14 protein-coding genes and 1 tRNA gene are annotated in these 15,977 nt (G+C 73.2%); 9 read left to right on the top strand and 6 right to left on the bottom strand.

Going from position 1 to position 15,977, the window contains the following annotated elements; genetic code table 11:
- Positions 1 to 228: 228 nt before the first annotated feature.
- Both pgi and ACFV6D_RS01900 read right to left on the bottom strand, forming a co-directional pair.
- A complete protein-coding gene (gene pgi / locus ACFV6D_RS01905; RefSeq protein ID WP_380372930.1) occupies positions 229 to 1,890 on the bottom strand; it encodes a glucose-6-phosphate isomerase in 1,662 nt (553 codons plus the stop codon).
- Between the two features lie 175 nt (positions 1,891 to 2,065).
- Entirely contained in the window at positions 2,066 to 3,649 is a 1,584-nt protein-coding gene (locus tag ACFV6D_RS01900) for a Na+/H+ antiporter (protein WP_167745871.1), read from the bottom strand.
- Between the two features lie 205 nt (positions 3,650 to 3,854).
- Here ACFV6D_RS01900 and ACFV6D_RS01895 point away from each other — a divergent pair, with 205 nt between their 5' ends.
- From ACFV6D_RS01895 to ACFV6D_RS01880, 4 genes are all read left to right on the top strand, one after another.
- Positions 3,855 to 4,763, top strand: a complete 909-nt coding sequence (locus ACFV6D_RS01895; protein WP_380557706.1) for an NADP-dependent oxidoreductase — start codon at positions 3,855 to 3,857, stop codon at positions 4,761 to 4,763.
- A gap of 73 nt (positions 4,764 to 4,836) precedes the next feature.
- A tRNA-Lys gene (locus ACFV6D_RS01890) sits at positions 4,837 to 4,910 on the top strand.
- 140 nt (positions 4,911 to 5,050) lie between these two features.
- Positions 5,051 to 6,022, top strand: coding sequence for a GlxA family transcriptional regulator (locus ACFV6D_RS01885; protein ID WP_380557703.1), 972 nt, complete (start codon positions 5,051 to 5,053; stop codon positions 6,020 to 6,022).
- A complete protein-coding gene (locus tag ACFV6D_RS01880) occupies positions 6,022 to 6,657 on the top strand; it encodes a DJ-1/PfpI family protein (protein ID WP_380557700.1) in 636 nt (211 codons plus the stop codon). Before ACFV6D_RS01885 ends, ACFV6D_RS01880 begins: the two co-directional genes overlap by 1 nt.
- Here the strand turns inward: ACFV6D_RS01880 and ACFV6D_RS01875 are convergent.
- Together ACFV6D_RS01875 and ACFV6D_RS01870 are read right to left on the bottom strand one after the other, a co-directional pair.
- Positions 6,654 to 7,844, bottom strand: coding sequence for an MFS transporter (locus ACFV6D_RS01875; protein WP_380557697.1), 1,191 nt, complete (start codon positions 7,842 to 7,844; stop codon positions 6,654 to 6,656). The two genes, ACFV6D_RS01880 and ACFV6D_RS01875, sit on opposite strands and share 4 nt — an antisense overlap.
- 62 nt (positions 7,845 to 7,906) lie before the next feature.
- On the bottom strand, positions 7,907 to 9,610 hold the full coding sequence (locus ACFV6D_RS01870) for a chitinase (RefSeq protein WP_380557694.1): 1,704 nt from the start codon (positions 9,608 to 9,610) through the stop codon (positions 7,907 to 7,909).
- A gap of 233 nt (positions 9,611 to 9,843) precedes the next feature.
- Between ACFV6D_RS01870 and ACFV6D_RS01865 the strand changes: the two genes are divergently transcribed.
- Positions 9,844 to 13,047, top strand: coding sequence for a S41 family peptidase (locus tag ACFV6D_RS01865; RefSeq protein WP_380557691.1), 3,204 nt, complete (start codon positions 9,844 to 9,846; stop codon positions 13,045 to 13,047).
- 40 nt (positions 13,048 to 13,087) lie between these two features.
- Here ACFV6D_RS01865 and ACFV6D_RS01860 read toward each other — a convergent pair whose 3' ends face one another.
- A complete protein-coding gene (locus ACFV6D_RS01860) occupies positions 13,088 to 13,321 on the bottom strand; it encodes a hypothetical protein (protein ID WP_063349281.1) in 234 nt (77 codons plus the stop codon).
- Positions 13,322 to 13,494: 173 nt separating this feature from the next.
- Between ACFV6D_RS01860 and ACFV6D_RS01855 the strand changes: the two genes are divergently transcribed.
- Entirely contained in the window at positions 13,495 to 14,301 is an 807-nt protein-coding gene (locus ACFV6D_RS01855; protein WP_063349280.1) for a phosphoribosyl-dephospho-CoA transferase MdcG domain-containing protein, read from the top strand.
- A 13-nt stretch (positions 14,302 to 14,314) separates the two neighbouring features.
- On the opposite strand, the gene ACFV6D_RS01850 is transcribed toward ACFV6D_RS01855, so the two are convergent.
- The gene (locus ACFV6D_RS01850; RefSeq protein ID WP_380557688.1) at positions 14,315 to 14,527 is read right to left on the bottom strand and encodes a hypothetical protein; all 213 of its coding nucleotides are present in this window, start codon (positions 14,525 to 14,527) and stop codon (positions 14,315 to 14,317) included.
- Between the two features lie 54 nt (positions 14,528 to 14,581).
- On the opposite strand from ACFV6D_RS01850, the gene ACFV6D_RS01845 reads away from it, so the two are divergent.
- From ACFV6D_RS01845 to ACFV6D_RS01835, 3 genes are all read left to right on the top strand, one after another.
- Positions 14,582 to 15,124, top strand: a complete 543-nt coding sequence (locus tag ACFV6D_RS01845; RefSeq protein WP_380557685.1) for a DUF5753 domain-containing protein — start codon at positions 14,582 to 14,584, stop codon at positions 15,122 to 15,124.
- 81 nt (positions 15,125 to 15,205) lie between these two features.
- Positions 15,206 to 15,520 (top strand): hypothetical protein, encoded by a 315-nt coding sequence (locus ACFV6D_RS01840; protein WP_380557682.1) that lies wholly within the window; start codon positions 15,206 to 15,208, stop codon positions 15,518 to 15,520.
- Positions 15,444 to 15,965 carry a DUF6879 family protein gene (locus tag ACFV6D_RS01835; RefSeq protein WP_380485629.1) on the top strand — a complete coding sequence of 174 codons (522 nt, stop codon included), beginning with the start codon at positions 15,444 to 15,446 and terminating at the stop codon, positions 15,963 to 15,965. The genes ACFV6D_RS01840 and ACFV6D_RS01835 overlap by 77 nt, the downstream gene beginning before the upstream one ends.
- Positions 15,966 to 15,977: the final 12 nt, after the last annotated feature.

Genomic DNA, 15,977 nt, shown 5'->3' with positions numbered 1-15,977 from the left:
CGCTCGAACTGTTGTTTACAGCAGCTAAATATTAAAAGGCGGTTCCGGGGTACGGCTCCGGGGCGCCCAAGACACCGCCTCGTGGCCCCTTGCGAAAGCGAGGGGCCTCTCGGCGTTTCCCGCGCGAACCGCGAACCGCGAACCGCGAGCCGCGAACCGCGAACCGCGAGCCGGCGGACAAGGAAGCAGGACCGGGCCGCCCGCCGGAGCGGACGGCCCGACCGGGGCTCAGCGGCCGCGCAGCGCGCGGTAGCGGGCGACCAGCTCGGCGGTGGAGCTGTCCAGCTGTTCCGCGCCCTCGCCGGTCAGCAGCACCGGCTCGATCCGCTTGGCAAGCACCTTGCCCAGCTCGACGCCCCACTGGTCGAAGGAGTCGATGTTCCAGATCGCGCCCTGGACGAAGACCTTGTGCTCGTAAAGCGCGACCAGCTGGCCGAGCACCGAGGGGGTCAGCTCGGCGGCCAGGATGGTGCTGGTCGGGTGGTTGCCCTGGAAGGTCTTGTGCGGGACGAGTTCGGCGGGGACGCCCTCGGCCGCCACCTCCTCCGGGGTCTTGCCGAAGGCCAGCGCCTGGGTCTGGGCGAAGAAGTTGGCCAGCAGCAGGTCGTGCTGGGCGACCAGGCCCGGGAGCAGGTCGGCGACCGGCTTGGCGAAGCCGATGAAGTCGGCCGGGATCAGCTTGGTGCCCTGGTGCAGCAGCTGGTAGTAGGCGTGCTGGCCGTTGGTGCCGGGGGTGCCCCAGACCACCGGACCGGTCTGCCAGGTCACCGGCGAGCCGTCGCGGGTCACCGACTTGCCGTTGGACTCCATGTCCAGCTGCTGGAGGTAGGCGGTGAACTTCGACAGGTAGTGCGAGTAGGGCAGCACGGCGTGCGCCTGGGCGTCGAAGAACGCGCCGTACCAGACGCCGAGCAGGCCGAGCAGCAGCGGGACGTTCTGCTCCGGCGGCGCGGTGCGGAAGTGCTCGTCGACCAGGTGGAAGCCGTCCAGCATCTCGCGGAAGGCGTCCGGGCCGATGGCGATCATCAGCGAGAGGCCGATCGCCGAGTCGAAGGAGTAGCGGCCACCGACCCAGTCCCAGAACTCGAACATGTTGTCGGTGTCGATGCCGAAGTCCCGCACGCCCTCGGCGTTGGTGGACAGCGCGACGAAGTGCTTGGCCACCGCCTCGGTGCCGGCGCCCAGCCCGGTGAGCAGCCAGTCGCGGGCCGAGACCGCGTTGGTGATGGTCTCGATGGTGGTGAAGGTCTTCGAGGCGACGATGAACAGCGTCTCGGCCGGGTCGAGGTCGCGGACCGCCTCGTGCAGGTCGGCGCCGTCCACGTTGGAGACGAAGCGGACGTCGAGGTCGCGCTTGGCGAACGAGCGGAGCACCTCGTAGGCCATCGCGGGGCCGAGGTCGGAGCCGCCGATGCCGATGTTGACGACGGTGCGGATCGGCTTGCCGGTGTGGCCGCGCCACTCGCCGCCGCGGACCCGCTCGGCGAAGCCGGCCATCTTGTCGAGGACGGCGTGCACGGCGGGCACCACGTTCTCGCCGTCGACCTCGATCACGGCACCGCGCGGGGCGCGCAGCGCGGTGTGCAGGACGGCGCGGTGCTCGGTGTTGTTGATCTTCTCGCCGCGGAACATCGCGTCCCGCAGCTCGGCGACGCCGGTGGCCGCGGCGAGTTCGCGCAGCAGCTCCAGCGTCTCGTCGGTGACCAGGTGCTTGGCGTAGTCCACGTGCAGGTCGCCGACCTGGAGGGTGTAGCGGCGGCCGCGCTCCGGGTCGGCGGCGAACAGCTCGCGCAGGTGCGTCTCGCCCAGCGCGGCCCGGTGCTTGCCGAGGGCGGCCCACTGCGGGGTGCGGTCGAGCGGGGTGCGGGCGTCGGCACGGGTCTCCGACATCGGTGGTTCCTCGATTCATCTGGGTGCAGAAACCGGCAGGGCCAGGCGGTGAGGGTCTCGCGAGGTCGTGCGGGTACTGGTGGTACGCCGACTCCGTTGACGGCCTGCCCGGGCTCAGCCTATGCAACCGCGGAGCCGGTCGCGCACATTCCGCCCGGCGGGGCCGGACAGGCCGTCACTTGCGTTCCGAGCGCAGGTCCAGCCCCCGCAGCACCTGGTCGACCAGCTCCGGGTCGGCGCCGAGTTCGCTGCGGGCGGCGAGCATCTCGCGCCGGGAGGCGGCGATCATCTCCTGTTCGACCTCCCGGGCGGCCCGCCACTGGCTGAGCCGCAGCTTGGCCTCGGCGGCCTCCTCCTCGGCGTAGTTCTCCGGGCAGAGCCGGGCCAGCCGGTCGTGCTGACGGTCCCGCAGGCGGTCGGCGACCTCGGCGGGCAGGCGGTCCTGCTCCTCCAGTTCGCCCAGCCGCCTGAGCCCCGCCTTGGCGGCCCGCCACCAGAGCTGGCGCACGGCCTGCTCGTGCTTGTCCTGGTCGATGTCCAGTTCGAACCGCTTGGCCAGCCAGGGCAGGGTGAGGCCCTGCACCAGCAGGGTGAACAGCACCACGCTGAAGGCGATGAAGACCAGGCGGCCGCGCTCGGGGAACTCCTCGCCGGAGTGCAGGGTGAGCGGGATGGCGAGGGCCAGGGCGACGGTGGCCACGCCGCGCATGCCGGACCACCAGAGGATCACGCTCTCCTTCCAGCTGAACGGGGTGTCCTCGTCGTCGCCGCTGCGCAGCTTCTTCGACAGCCAGCCGGCCGGCAGCAGCCAGAGCAGCCGGACCACCACGACCACGCCGATGACCACGGCGGCGTCGCCGATGAAGCCGGTCCAGCCGCGGCCGGCCTCCTTGAGCACGGTGGCCAGCTCCAGGCCGATCAGGCCGAAGGCGACGCCGGTGATCAGGATCTCGACGACCTCCCAGAAGGCGTTGCCGACCAGCCGGAAGGAGACGGCGTCGGCGTCGGAGGCCCGCTCGGCGAGGTAGAGCGCGCAGACCACGACGGCGAGCACGCCGGAGCCGTGGATCTCCTCGGCGATGGCGTAGGCGGCGAAGGGCACCAGCAGGTTGAGCGCGACCTGCTGGGTCGGGTCGTCCAGGCGCTCGGCGAGTTTGGTGTTGACCCAGCCGAGGGCGATGCCGACGACCACGGCGAGCACCGCGGACAGGATGAAGCGCAGCACCGCGTGGCCGACCGAGAAGTCGCCGCTGACCACGGCCTCGATGGCCAGCGAGTAGACGACGATCGCGGTGACGTCGTTGAACAGGCCCTCGCTCTCCAGGATCGACACCAGGCGCCGGGGCAGGCCGACGCTGCCGGCCACCGCGACGGCGGCCACCGGGTCGGGCGGGGAGACCAGCGCGCCGACCGCGATCGCGGCGGCGACCGGCAGGGCGGGCAGCAGCCAGTGCACCGCCCCGGCCACCGCGGCCGTGGTGACCACCACCAGGGCGACGGCCAGCAGCAGGATCGAGCGGACGTTGGCCTTGAAGTAGCGCACCGAGGAGCGCCGGGCGACCGCGAAGATCAGCGGCGGCAGGACCAGCGGGAGGATCAGCTCGGGTTCGATGGTGACGTCCGGGATCTGCGGGACGAGCGCCATGACGATGCCGAGCAGGGTCATCAGGACCGGTTGCGGGACTCCGGTCTTGCGTGCGAGCGGCATGGTCACCACGGAGGCGAGCAGCACCAGGAAGAACAGGGGCAGCTGGCCCACGGAAACGTTCCTCTCGACAACGGACGGCTGAGCGCCGCCCAGGATAAATCTGACAATGCGCCCATCGGCGAAGACGCGCCGAACAGCGGGCCGAACATCGGGCCGAACAGTGGCTTGACCTCAAGTGGACTTCAGGTCCGAGGATCGGGGGCGGTCGAACAGTCAAGCAGTCGAATGTCGAACATTCGAGAGGGCGGGAGCAGACATGAAGGCGGTCACCGTGACGCGGTCCGGCGGTCCGGAGGTCCTGCGGGTCACCGAGGTGCCCGACCCGGAACCCGGGCCGGGCGAGGTACGGGTGCGGGTCTTCGCCGCCGGGGTGCAGCCTGTCGACCTCGCGATCCGGGAGGGCTTCCGCCCGCCGGGGGCCGTCGTCGAGCCGCCGTTCGTCCTCGGCAACGAGTTCGCCGGAGTGGTGGACCGGCTCGGACCGGACGGCTCCGGCTGGCAGGTCGGCGACGAGGTGCTGGGCTTCCGCTTCCTGGACAGCCAGGCCGAGCTCGTCACGGTGGACGCCGCCCAACTGGTGGCCAAGCCCGCCGGCATGCCCTGGGAGCAGGCCGGCTCGCTCTCCGCCTCCGGCCAGACCGCGCACCTGGCGCTCACCCTGCTCGCGGTCGGCCCAGGCGACACCGTGCTGGTGCACGGCGCCTCCGGCGGGGTCGGCACCGTCGCCGTCCAGCTCGCCCGGGCCTGGGGCGCCACCGTGATCGGCACCGCGAGCGAGCGCAACCACGACTACCTGCGCGACCTGGGCGCGATCCCGGTCGCGTACGGCGAGGGGCTGGTCGAGCGGGTCCGGGCGGTGGCGCCGCAGGGCGTGGACGCCGCCTTCGACGCCGCCGGGCGGGGCGCGCTGGCGGCCTCCGTCGAGCTGGTCGCCGACCGGAGCCGGATCGGCACCGTGGTCGACTACCCGGAGGCCGAGCGGCTGGGCGTACGGGGGCTGCGGGGGCCGCGCACGGCCGCGCGGCTGACCGAGCTGGTGCGGCTGTGGGAGGTGGGCGGGCTGCGGCTGGAGATCGCCGAGGCGCTGCCGCTGGAGCGGGCCGCCGAGGCCCACCGGCTGGTCGGCGCGGGGCACGTCCGGGGCAAGGTGGTCCTGGTGCCGTGACGCTGCGTGCGCGGCCGCCCGGGCCGATTGTGTGTTTCGGCTGCTGACCAGGTAATGTTCTCCGCGTCAGCAGGCGCCGCTAGCTCAGTTGGTTAGAGCAGCTGACTCTTAATCAGCGGGTCCGGGGTTCGAGTCCCTGGCGGCGCACAGACAGCCGGAAGGCCCTTCGCGAGAGCGAGGGGCCTTCCGGCGTTTCCGCGCTCCCCGCCGGCATCCCCACCGACGGTGGCAGGAAAGGTGGGAAACGGGTCATTGCTGCCACTGCGACCCGGTGACAGGCTGGTCGCATGAGAGCGCGCAGCGTGGTCGTCGTCCTCTACGAGGGCGTGCAGAGCCTCGACGTGACCGGTCCCGTGGAGGTCTTCACGGGGGCGGGCGCGGCCGCCGGGCAGCCGGGGGCGTACCGGGTGACCACCGCCTCCCCGGGCGGCGGGCCGGTGCGCAGCCACAGCGGACTGCGGCTGCTGCCGGACACGGACCTGGCCGAGGTCGGGCCGGTGCACACCCTGCTGGTCCCCGGTGGGCTGGGCAGCGATCTCCCGGACGGTGCGCTGGTCGCCCGGATCCGGGAGCTGGCCGGCCGGGCCGAGCGGGTGGTGTCGGTGTGCACCGGGGCCTTCCTGCTCGCCGAGGCCGGGCTGCTGGCCGGGCGCCGGGCGACCACACACTGGGCGTACTGCGAGGCGCTGGCCCGGCGGTTCCCGGACATCGAGGTGGACCCGGACCCGATCCACGTCCGGGACGGGAACGTCGCCACCTCGGCCGGGGTCACCGCCGGGATCGACCTGGCGCTGGCCCTGGTCGAGGAGGACCTGGGACGCGACGCCGCCCTGCTGATCGCCCGCCACCTGGTGGTCTTCCTGCGCCGGCCGGGCAACCAGGCCCAGTTCAGCACCCAGCTGGCCGCCCAGGTGGCGGCCCGGCAGCCGCTGCGCGAGGTGCAGCGGTGGATCGCCGAGCACCCGGAGGCCGACCTGTCCGTCGAGGCGCTGGCCCGACGGTCGGCGCTGTCACCACGGCACTTCGCCCGGGCCTTCGCCACCGAGGTGGGGGTGACCCCGGGCCGGTACGTGGACGGGGTCCGGCTGGAGGCCGCCCGGCGGCTGCTGGAGGACACCGCCGACGGCATCGAGGAGATCGCGCGCTCCTGCGGCTACGGCACCCCGGAGGCGATGCGGCGCGCCTTCGTCCGGGCCCTGGCCGCCCCGCCCGCCGAGTACCGACGCCGCTTCCGACCCGATCCTGTTGGAGGACACTGATGCGCATCGCCGTTCTGCTCTACGACGAGTTCACCGCCCTGGACGCCGTCGGCCCCTGCGAGGTGCTGTCCCGCATCCCCGGCGCCGAGGTGGTGTTCACCGCCGCGAAGCGCGGCCCGGTCCGCACCGACATGAAGACCCTGTCGCTGACCGCGGAGGCCGCCCTGGACGAGGTGGACGCGGCCGACGTGCTGCTCGTCCCGGGCGGGCCCGGGACGGAGGCCCGGCTGGCCGACCAGGCCGTGCTGGAGTGGATTCGCGCGGTGGACGCCACCACCACCTGGACCACCTCGGTCTGCTCGGGCTCCCTGCTGCTGGGCGCCGCCGGGCTGCTGGCGGGGCGCCGGGCCACCTCGCACTGGTGCTGCCTCGACGCGCTGAAGAAGTTCGGGGCGGAGCCGACCGGGACGGAGCGGGTCGTGGTCGACGGCAAGTACGCGACCGCGGCCGGGGTCTCGGCCGGGATCGACCTCGCGCTGACGCTGACCGGCCTGATGGCCGGGGACGCGACCGCGGAGGCGATCCAGCTGGTCATCGAGTACGACCCGCAGCCGCCGTACTCGGCGGGCTCGGTCGCGACGGCCCGGCCCGAGCTGGTCGCCGAGCTGCTGGCCAACGGGCTGCAGTTGCGCTAACCGCGGTCAGCCGGGAAGCCGTGTTGGCGGGCGCCGGTGACCACCGCCAGGACGGGCAGCATCAGGGCGAGCACCGTCCAGGGCAGGGCGCCGGTGCCCAGGCGGCCCAGCACCAGGCCGCCGACCACGCCGCCGCCCGCCATCGCGGCGTTCCACAGGGTGACCAGCACCGCCTGGGCGGCGTCCGCCCGCTCGCCGCCCGCGTCGCCGACGGCGGTCTGCAGCAGGGTCGGGGCGCCGCCCCAGCCCAGGCCCCAGAGCGCGGCGGCGGCGTACACCAGCGGTGTGCTGTGCGACCAGAGGCCGAGCAGGCCCGCGGTCAGGGCGACCAGCAGCGCGCCGCCGATCGTCAACTGCCGTAGCCGGCGGTGGATGTGGGCGCCGGTGAACCAGATGCTCGCCAGCGAGGCCAGGCCGAAGACCAGCAGCACGGTGTCGGTCGCGTCGCCGAGGCCGGTCCGGTCGAGGAAGGGCGCGATGTAGGTGAACAGGATGGTGTGGGCGAGCACGAAGAGCACCGTCACGGTGAGCACCGGCGCCACCCCGGGCACGGTGAGCGCGCTCCGCACCGGGGCGCGCTCACCGGTGGGTTGTCCAGGCTGGTCCGGCAGCAGGGCCGCGATCCAGCCGATCACGCCGAGCGCCAGTGCCGTCATGGCCAGGAAGGGCACCCACCAGGCGAGCGCCTGGCCGAGGAAGGTGCCGACCGGCACTCCCAGCGACAACGCCACCGGTACGCCCGCCATCGCCACGGCCATGGCCCGGCCCTGCTGTTCGACCGGCACCAGCCGGCGCGCGTACCCGGCCAGCAGCGCCCAGGCGAGGCCGGCCGCGACGCCCGCGAGGAAGCGGGCGGCCAGGGTGAGCGGGTAGTTCGTGGAGGCCGCGGTGACGGTGTTGGCGGCGGCGAAGCCGGCCATCGCGGTGAGCAGCAGCCGCTTGCGGCCCCAGCCGGCGGTGGCCGCGGTGAGCGGGATCGCGGTGGCGGCGGTCCCGAGCGCGTAGACGGTGACGGTCTGCCCGGCGGCCGACTCGCCGACGCCGAGGGCCCCGCTCATCCCGGGCAGCACGCCGGCGGGCAGGGTCTCGGTGAGCGCGGTGACGAAGACGGCGGTGGCCAGGGCGAGCAGGGCGGGCAGCGGGAAACCGTTGCGGATTGCGGGAGTCGGGAGCTGTGTGGTCGCCATGGGAACCATGCTCGATCCTCACACTGATGTCAGGTTCAAGCACGGTTCCCACCGGCGTCACCTCAGCGGCGGAAGTAGCCGTCGAAGTTCTTGGAGAACTCCCGGCCGCCGAACTGGTCCCAGTTGACGGACCAGGTCATCAGCCCGCGCAGGTTCGGCTGGGCGCCCGAACGAGGCACGTACGAACCGCAGTTGGCCAGCCTGGTGAGGCAGTCCAGGGCCTTGTTCACCTCGGCCGGGGCGACGTAGCCGTTGCCGGCGTTGGTGGTGGCCGGCATGCCGATGGCCACCTTGGAGGCGGGCAGCGGCGGGAACACGTTGTTCGTGTTGCCCGCCACCGGGAAGCCGTTGAGCAGCAGGTCGGTCATCGCGACATGGAAGTCGGCGCCGCCCATCGAGTGGTACTGGTTGTCCAGGCCCATGATGGAGCCGGAGTTGTAGTCCTGGACGTGCAGCAGGGTGAGGTCGTCGCGCAGCGCGTAGATGACCGGCAGGTACGCCCCGGCGCGCGGGTCCTGGCCGCCCCAGGGGCCGGAACCGTAGTACTGGTAGCCGAGTTGGACGAAGAAGGTCTCCGGCGCCATGGTCAGCACGAAGCCCTGGCCGTACTTGGCCTTGAGGGTCTTCAGCGCGGAGATCAGGTTGACGATGACCGGGCTGGTCGGGTTCTTGAAGTCGGTGTCACCGGTGTTGAGGGAGAGCGAGTGCCCCTCGAAGTCGATGTCCAGGCCGTCCAGGCCCCACTTGTCGATGATCGCCGAGACCGAACTGACGAAGGTGTCGCGGGCGGCGGCGGTGGTCAGCTGGACCTGGCCGTTCTGGCCGCCGATCGAGATCAGCACCTTCTTGCCCTGGGCCCGCTTGGCGGCGATGGCGGCCTTGAAGTCGGCGTCGGACTCCACGGTCGGGCAGTCGGTGACGGAGCAGCGGTTGAACCGGATGTCGCCGGAGGTGACGGAGGTGGGCTCGCCGAAGGAGAGGTCGATGAAGTCCCAGGAGTTCGGGACGTCGGCCATCCGGGTGTAGCCGGCGCCGTTGGCGAAGCTGGCGTGCAGGTAGCCGACCAGGGCGTGGCTGCCGGGCGGCGACGGGGTGGTCGGGGTGCCGGTGGGGGTGCCCGTCGGCGTCCCGGTCGGGGTGCCGGTCGGCGTTCCCGTCGGGGTGCCGGTCGGCGTTCCCGTCGGCGTCCCGGTGGGGGTACCGGTGGGCGTCGGCGTCGGGCTGGGGGCGCCCGGCCCGTCCAGCGAGACGTCGTCCGCGTAGTAGGTGCCCTGGCCGTACCAGCCGTGGGTGTAGACGGTGGCGCTGGTCTGGGTGGCGCCGGTGGTGAAGCTGACGCTGAGCTTCTGGTAGCCGCCGCCGGTGCCGGGGGTCCAGGTGCTGGGGCCGCCGCCGTCGACGCCCAGGTAGACGTACGAGCCGTTGACGTACGCGCTGAGCGTGTAGGTGGTGCTGGGGGCGACGGTGACGGTCTGGCCGCACTGGGCGGTGTCGCCCGCGGTGGCCGCGGCGGCGAGGGCGTAGCCGCCGCCGTGCACCGGGCTGGTGACGACGCTGCCGGAGTTGCCGGTGCAGCTCCAGGGGCCGAGCGAGCCGGATTCGAAGCCGCCGTTGACCAGGAACTCGCCGGCCGAGGCGGCGGGCGCCAGGCCCAGGGTGACGCCGACCAGGGTGGCCGCGGCGACGGCGGAGGCGGTGCCGGCGGCGAGCAGGGTGCGGGACTGCTTCCGGCGGGCGGGGGCGGGTGCGGGTGCGGTTCTGCGCATGCGGGGGCTCCTGCGATGGCGCGGTCGTGGGGGACGTCCGAGGGCACGCCGGAGCACGCGCCAGTGGGGGGAACGGCCCGGCCTGGCACCCAAGTTGGACTAGACCACTGAAGTGGATTCGGCACTGCGGTGTCAATGGTCCAGACCGGTCCGCGACCTACGCACCGACCGCCCGGCAGCCCCGACGGGCCGCCCCGGTTGCCGGGGGTGACACCCCGTCGAAGGATGGAGGGGTGACCCCGCCCGGCTACCTCCGCTACCCCCACCTGCACGGCGGGCTGCTCGCCTTCACCGCCGAGGACGACGTCTGGATCGCCCCGCTGGACGCCGACGGCGCCACCGGCCGGGCCTGGCGGGTCAGCTGCGACCGCACCCGCGTCAGCCACCCCCGCTTCTCCCCCGACGGCCGCACCCTCGCGTGGACCAGCTGGCTGAACCTGACCCCCGAGGTGTGGACCGCCCCCGTCGAGGGCGGCGAGGCCGAACGGCTCAGCCACTGGGGCAGCCAGGACACCCGGGTGCGCGGCTGGCTGCCGGACGGCGAAGTACTCGCCGTCACCTCCTACCACGAGCCGTTCGGCCACTACACCTGGGCGCACGCCCTGCCGCCCGACGGCTCCCCCGGCCACCGGATGCCCTGGGGCCCCGTCGGCGACGCCCAGATGAGCCGCGAACGCACCGTGCTGCTCACCGGCGCCGCCCCGCACGAACCCGCCGCCTGGAAGCGCTACCGGGGCGGCGCCACCGGCCGGCTCTGGGCGGACGGCGAACAGATCCTCGCCGACCACCCCGGCCACCTCGCCTCACCCATGCCCGTCGCCGGGCGGATCGCCTTCCTCTCCGACCACGAGGGCATCGGCAACGTCTACTCCTGCCGCCCCGACGGCACCGACCTGCGCCGGCACACCGACCACGCCTCCTACTACGCCCGCGAGGCCGCCACCGACGGCACCCGGATCGTCTACCAGCACGCCGGCGACCTCTGGGTGCTGGACAGCCTGGACGCCCCCGCCCCCCGCCGGCTCGCCGTCCCGCTCGGCGGCGCCCGGGCCGGCCGCCGCCCGTACCAGGTCGGCGCCGCCGCCCAGGTCAAGGACCTGGCCTGCGACCAGAGCGGCCGGGCCGGGGTGATCACCGTGCGCGGCAGCCAGTACTGGCTCACCCACAAGGACGGCCCGGCCCGCGCGCTCGCCGACACCCCCGGGGTGCGGACCCGGCTGCCGGTGATCCTCGGACACACCGGCGAGGCCGCCTGGATCACCGACGCCGAGGGCGCCGACGCGATCGAGGTGATGCCGCTGCCGGGGCACGAGGAGACCGAGAAGCACCGCCACCGGGTGCTCGCCGCCGACCGGATCGGCCGCGTCCTGGAACTCACCGCCTCCCCCGACGGCGCCCACCTCGCCGTCGCCGCCTCCGACGGGCGGCTGCTGCTGGTCGCCGCCGACGACGGCGCCGTCCGCGAACTCGCCGCCTCCGGCTACGGGCCGGTCTCCAGCGCCCGCTTCTCCCCCGACTCGCACTGGATCGCCTGGTCCCAGCCGGTGGCCGGGCGCTCGCTGCGCCGGATCCGGCTCACCCGCACCGAAGCACCCGGGCCGGTCACCGAAGTCACCGACGGCCGCTTCGAGGACGAGCAGCCGGTGTTCACCCGGGACGGCCGCTACCTGGCCTTCCTGTCCTGGCGCGGCTTCGACCCCGTCCACGACGTGCACACCGGCGACCTCTCCTTCCCGCTCGGCTGCCGCCCCTACCTCGTCCCGCTCACCGCCGACACGCCGTCCCCGTTCGCCGCGCCCGCCGAGGACGGCGCCCCGCGCGGCAACGGCGGCGGCGACGGCACCGTCCTCGTCGACCCGCAGGGCATCGGCGAGCGGCTGCTCCAGTTCCCGGTGATCGCCTCCAAGTACTCGGCCACCGACGCGGTGCGCGGCGGCCTGATCTGGCTGCGCTGGCCGATCTCCGGCACCCTCGGACAGACCTTCGCCAGCCCCGACGACACCTCCGGCCGCCCCTCGCTGGAGTACTTCGACCTCGCCCGGGGCACCCGCACCACCCTGGTCGACAAGCTGGACGGCTACGCCGTCTCCGGGGACGGCGGCTCCATCGCGGTCTACTCGGCCGGGACCCTGCGGATCGTCCCGGTCACCGGCGGCGCCGGCAGCACCGTCGACCTGCGGCGGATCACCCACACCGTGCACCCCGCCGCCGAATGGCGCCAGGCCTACCACGAGGCCTCCCGGATCGTCCGGGACCAGTTCTGGGACGAGCGGATGTCCGGCCTGGACTGGCCCGCCCTGACCGCCCAGTACGAGCCGCTGCTGGAGCGGGTCTGCTCACCCGACGACTTCGCCGACCTGCTGCGCGAACTCCTCGGCGAACTCGGCACCTCGCACGCCTACGTCACCCCGTCCCGGCGCGCCGAAGGCCCCTCGCTCGGCCAGCAGCCGCTCGGCCTGCTCGGCGCCAACGCCCACCGCTCCCCCGACGGGCGCTGGCTGGTCGAACGGGTGCTGCCCGGCGAGACCTCCGACCCGCGCGCCCGCGCCCCGCTCGCCGCCCAGGGAGTCCGGGACGGCGACGAACTGCTCGCCGTCGGCGGCCGCCCGGTGGACCCGGTGCGCGGCCCGCTGCCACTGCTGGCCGGCACCGGCGGCACCACCGTCGAACTGGCCCTTCGCGGCAGCCCCGACGGCCCGGTACGGCGGATCACCGTCACCCCGCTGACCGACGAACGGGCCGTCCGCTACCAGGACTGGGTGACCAAACGCCGCCTCCTGGTACGGGAGTTCAGCGACGGCCGGTGCGGCTACCTGCACATCCCGGACCTCGGCGGCTCCGGCTGGGCACAGTTCAACCGCGACCTGCGGCGCGAACTGGACAAGCCCGCACTCGTCCTGGACGTGCGCGGCAACGCCGGCGGCAACGTCTCCGAACTCGTCCTGGAAAAACTCACCCGGCACGTCCTCGCCTGGGACTTCGGCCGGGACCGCCAGCCGGTCCGCTGGCCCCGGCACGCACTGCGCGGCCCGCTCGTGGCGCTCGCCGACGAGGCGACCAGCTCGGACGGCGACGTGGTCATCGCGGCGATCAAACTGCTCGGCCTCGGCCCCGTCGTCGGCAACCGGACCTGGGGCGGGGTCGTCGGGATGACCGGGCGGCACACCCTCGGCGACGGCACCCGGATCTCGGTGCCCAAGAACGCCTCCTGGTTCGAAGGCGGACTCGGCTGGTCGGTGGAGAACCACGGCGTCGAACCGGACGTGCACGTGCTGCGCACCCCGCGCGACTGGGCCCGCGGGCGCCACCCCGAGCTGGTCGCCGCCGTCCAGCTCGCGCTGGACCTGCTGGAGGACGCGCCCGCCGCGGCGCCCCCGCCGGAGGACACCCCCCGGCCGGACCTGCGGCGCCCGCCGCTGCCGCCGCGGGCGCGGTGACCGGGGCTGGAGGTTTTAGGGTGCTGAGACTCCTGGGGTTTCAGCCCCAGGGGTCGCCCTCGGCCGTCATGTTCTCGGCCGCGCGCCGGTCGGCCTCCTCCTGGACAGCACGGGCACGCCGCTCCGACTCGCGGGCCTCCTGGGTCTCGCGGGCCCGCTCGATCTCCGGGCTGTACGCGTCCGCGGCCTCGTCGTGGGCGATGGCGGCACGCTCGGCGGCGTCCTGCCCGGTCGCCTCGTGCGCCTTGTGGCGGAACCTGTCGAAGATGCCCATGACTCCTCCTCCGAACGGATACCGGGCTTCCCCCACTCTCACACCGGGCACCCGGAGCCGCACGTTGAGCCTTTGGTCCCTGGTGAACGCGCCCAACGGCCGTGGCGCGGAGGCGGCCGCCCGGCGCAGATTGGAGCCGTCGGCCGAACTGACGCCACCGTCTGGAGCCCACCGTGACCGTCGTACCTTCCGCCCGCCAAGCCCGGCGCACCACCGAGGACCCCCACGACGGGCCGCGCCGGCGGGTCGGGCCGCTGGCCGCACTGGACGGGCGACTGCCCGGCGCCCACGACCTGCTGCTGATGCAGTGCCCCAGTTCGCTGCACCCGCTGGCGGGCGGCGAGCTGCCGGACTGGGCGCGGGCCGTCCTGCGCGTGCACCCGTGGGTGACGGTCGGCCGGGCCCCCTCCCTGGTCGGCACCCCGGCGGACGTCCCACACCCGCAACGCTGCACCCGGGACCCGGAGGCCGCGCCCGAACAGTGGATCCCGGTGATCGTGCGCGGCCCCCGCCCCGGGCAGCGGCTGGACGCCCTGGCGCCCTGGGCCGCAGTCGCCCGGACACTGCGCCCCGAGCAGCTGGCCGGGCGGTGCGGGCGGCTGGACCCCGAACGGGTCGCCGGAATCCCGGCGCTGGCCCTGCTGCCGGCGGTCGGCCGGATCGTCGCGGACCACCGGCTGTCCTGGGGCCCGATCGGCGCGGTCGGCTACGAACTGGGCACCGGCGTACCGGTCGCCGGGCCGCTCAGCCCCCTGCGACTGGTCCTGCGCACCCCGCACCCGATCAGCCGCCGGGACGCCCTGCAACTGCGGCGGGCGCTCAGCAGGCTGCCGGTCCCGGTCCAGGCCGAACTGGAGACCCGCTACGGCTCGGTCCAGCTCGCCGAGTACGCGGCCTCGCCGTACACCCTCACCCTGCTGACGCCGGACGGGCCCCGGGAGGTCCGCGACCCGTGGTTCCCACGCGGCCCGTTCGTCTGAGCTGTCCGCCACATCAGTTGGGCCGGTTGGGCGGCCGCGACGCCGCCGGGATGCGGAGTCCGGCCATCGCCCCGAACGGCTGGTTCGCCAGGCAGCCCGCCGACCAGGCGACGCCCCACCGGGCGCAGTTCGGGCAGTTCCACGTCCGTCCGGCCGCGTTGGCGTCGTTGAGCAGATCGACCGGGGCGCAGCAGTCCGGTGCGGGACAGGCGGGAGGGTCGGTCATCGGCGGCGGTCCCGGCCGAGTCGCCGCCGGGCGGCCCGCCGGATGAGAGGCATCGTGCCGGGGCTGCTTCAGACGTTGGACTACGCGCGGGCCATCGCGGCGGGGGCAGTCCGCCGAGGCAGCATCACGCAGGACCAAGCCGAGGAGCGGGTCGCCTACCTCGCGCTCCGACAGGCGAACTTGCGCCGGGAGACCCCGCCATCGATCCACGCCGTTCTGGATGAGAGCCGCATCCGACGGCCGGTCGGCGGAAAGTCCATCATGGCTGCCCAGCCCGACGAGCTTGCAGCCTTCGCCCGGACGCCCAACACCGTTCTCCAGGTGGCTCCGTACGCCATAGGCGAGGAACGAGCGTTCGACCTCCCGGTGAACATCATCACCCTTCCGGACCGATCGCTGATGTCCTACGCCGAATCGGCGCAGCAAGGGCACCTGGAACGGGACAGCGGCGCAGTACCGCCGATGCTCACGGCCTACTATCAGCTACAGGCCCTCGCACTCTCACAAGCCGAGTCCGTGGCCACGGCTTTCGGCGTTCTTCGGACCTGCGTTCCACAGCCGCAGCAGAGCCGCGGGCATCCAGAACGTCCATGCTGAAACGCGCCCTTGACGCTCCGCCATGTCACGCGAAACGGTGGCGTGCAAAACCGCGCAACCGACTTGGCACGGGAGGGCGCCATGACCCTACGGTTCGGCGGGATCGACCCCAACACCGGCAAGGACGAGAGCCCGATGGTGTGGGTGGACGACGAGGAGAAGGAGCTGGTCCTCCAGGGCTGGAAGCCCGGCGAGCCCCTGCTGACGAAGATCGGCAGCACGGAGTGGGTACCCGGCCACTCCGCTGGTATCCCCGACCACGAGAACGTGACCCGCATCCCGCTGCGTATGGCAGGGATCATCAGGAAGGCGCTCGACGATGCAGAACGTGCCGGACTTCTCGGCGATGCTGAGGCAGGCCCGCAGGTCGGCGGTCCATCTGGAGCTGAGGGATAGCTACGGGATCGCCGGCGAGGTGGAGGAATTCGCGGAGTTCCTGCGCACTGGCCACGTCGACACCGACCCGGAATCCGAAGGGTGGTCCGGCTGGGTTGCGCAGATCCGGGAAGCAGTCGCCCGCGGCGTGGTCGTACGCCGCGGGCGCATCGTCTCCGAGCCGGTCACCGACTACATCCGGTACGAGCATGCCGGAACGGTCGTGAACCTGGCGGCCGGCGAGCAGGTGCGCTGGCTGCCGCGCCGTCAGGCGTCGGATATCGCCCTGCCCGGTAACGACTTCTGGCTGTTCGACGAAACCGTGGTTCGCTTCAACCACTTCACCGGCGACGGCGGTTCTGCCGGTCCCACGCTCACCGACGACCCTGCAGTGGCCAAACTCTGCGCCGTCGCTTTCGAGGCTGTCTGGGAGCGCGGCATCCCGCACGAGAAGTACACCGTCTGACCCACCTGCATC

The organism is Kitasatospora sp. NPDC059812 (genome assembly GCF_042732075.1).
In the GTDB taxonomy this organism is placed as follows: domain Bacteria; phylum Actinomycetota; class Actinomycetes; order Streptomycetales; family Streptomycetaceae; genus Kitasatospora.
The sequence above is the reverse complement of the archived record's forward strand: the minus strand, read 5'-3'. Positions and strand labels throughout refer to the sequence as shown.

Excerpts from the sequence above, each read along its gene's own strand:
- pgi (WP_380372930.1), bottom strand. The coding sequence starts at position 1,890 with ATGTCGGAGACCCGTGCCGACGCCCGCACCCCGCTCGACCGCACCCCG.
- ACFV6D_RS01895 (WP_380557706.1), top strand. The coding sequence starts at position 3,855 with ATGAAGGCGGTCACCGTGACGCGGTCCGGCGGTCCGGAGGTCCTGCGG.
- ACFV6D_RS01885 (WP_380557703.1), top strand. The coding sequence starts at position 5,051 with ATGAGAGCGCGCAGCGTGGTCGTCGTCCTCTACGAGGGCGTGCAGAGC.
- ACFV6D_RS01880 (WP_380557700.1), top strand. The coding sequence starts at position 6,022 with ATGCGCATCGCCGTTCTGCTCTACGACGAGTTCACCGCCCTGGACGCC.
- ACFV6D_RS01875 (WP_380557697.1), bottom strand. The coding sequence starts at position 7,844 with ATGGCGACCACACAGCTCCCGACTCCCGCAATCCGCAACGGTTTCCCG.
- ACFV6D_RS01870 (WP_380557694.1), bottom strand. The coding sequence starts at position 9,610 with ATGCGCAGAACCGCACCCGCACCCGCCCCCGCCCGCCGGAAGCAGTCC.
- ACFV6D_RS01860 (WP_063349281.1), bottom strand. The coding sequence starts at position 13,321 with ATGGGCATCTTCGACAGGTTCCGCCACAAGGCGCACGAGGCGACCGGG.
- ACFV6D_RS01850 (WP_380557688.1), bottom strand. The coding sequence starts at position 14,527 with ATGACCGACCCTCCCGCCTGTCCCGCACCGGACTGCTGCGCCCCGGTC.
- ACFV6D_RS01840 (WP_380557682.1), top strand. The coding sequence starts at position 15,206 with ATGACCCTACGGTTCGGCGGGATCGACCCCAACACCGGCAAGGACGAG.
- ACFV6D_RS01835 (WP_380485629.1), top strand. The coding sequence starts at position 15,444 with ATGCAGAACGTGCCGGACTTCTCGGCGATGCTGAGGCAGGCCCGCAGG.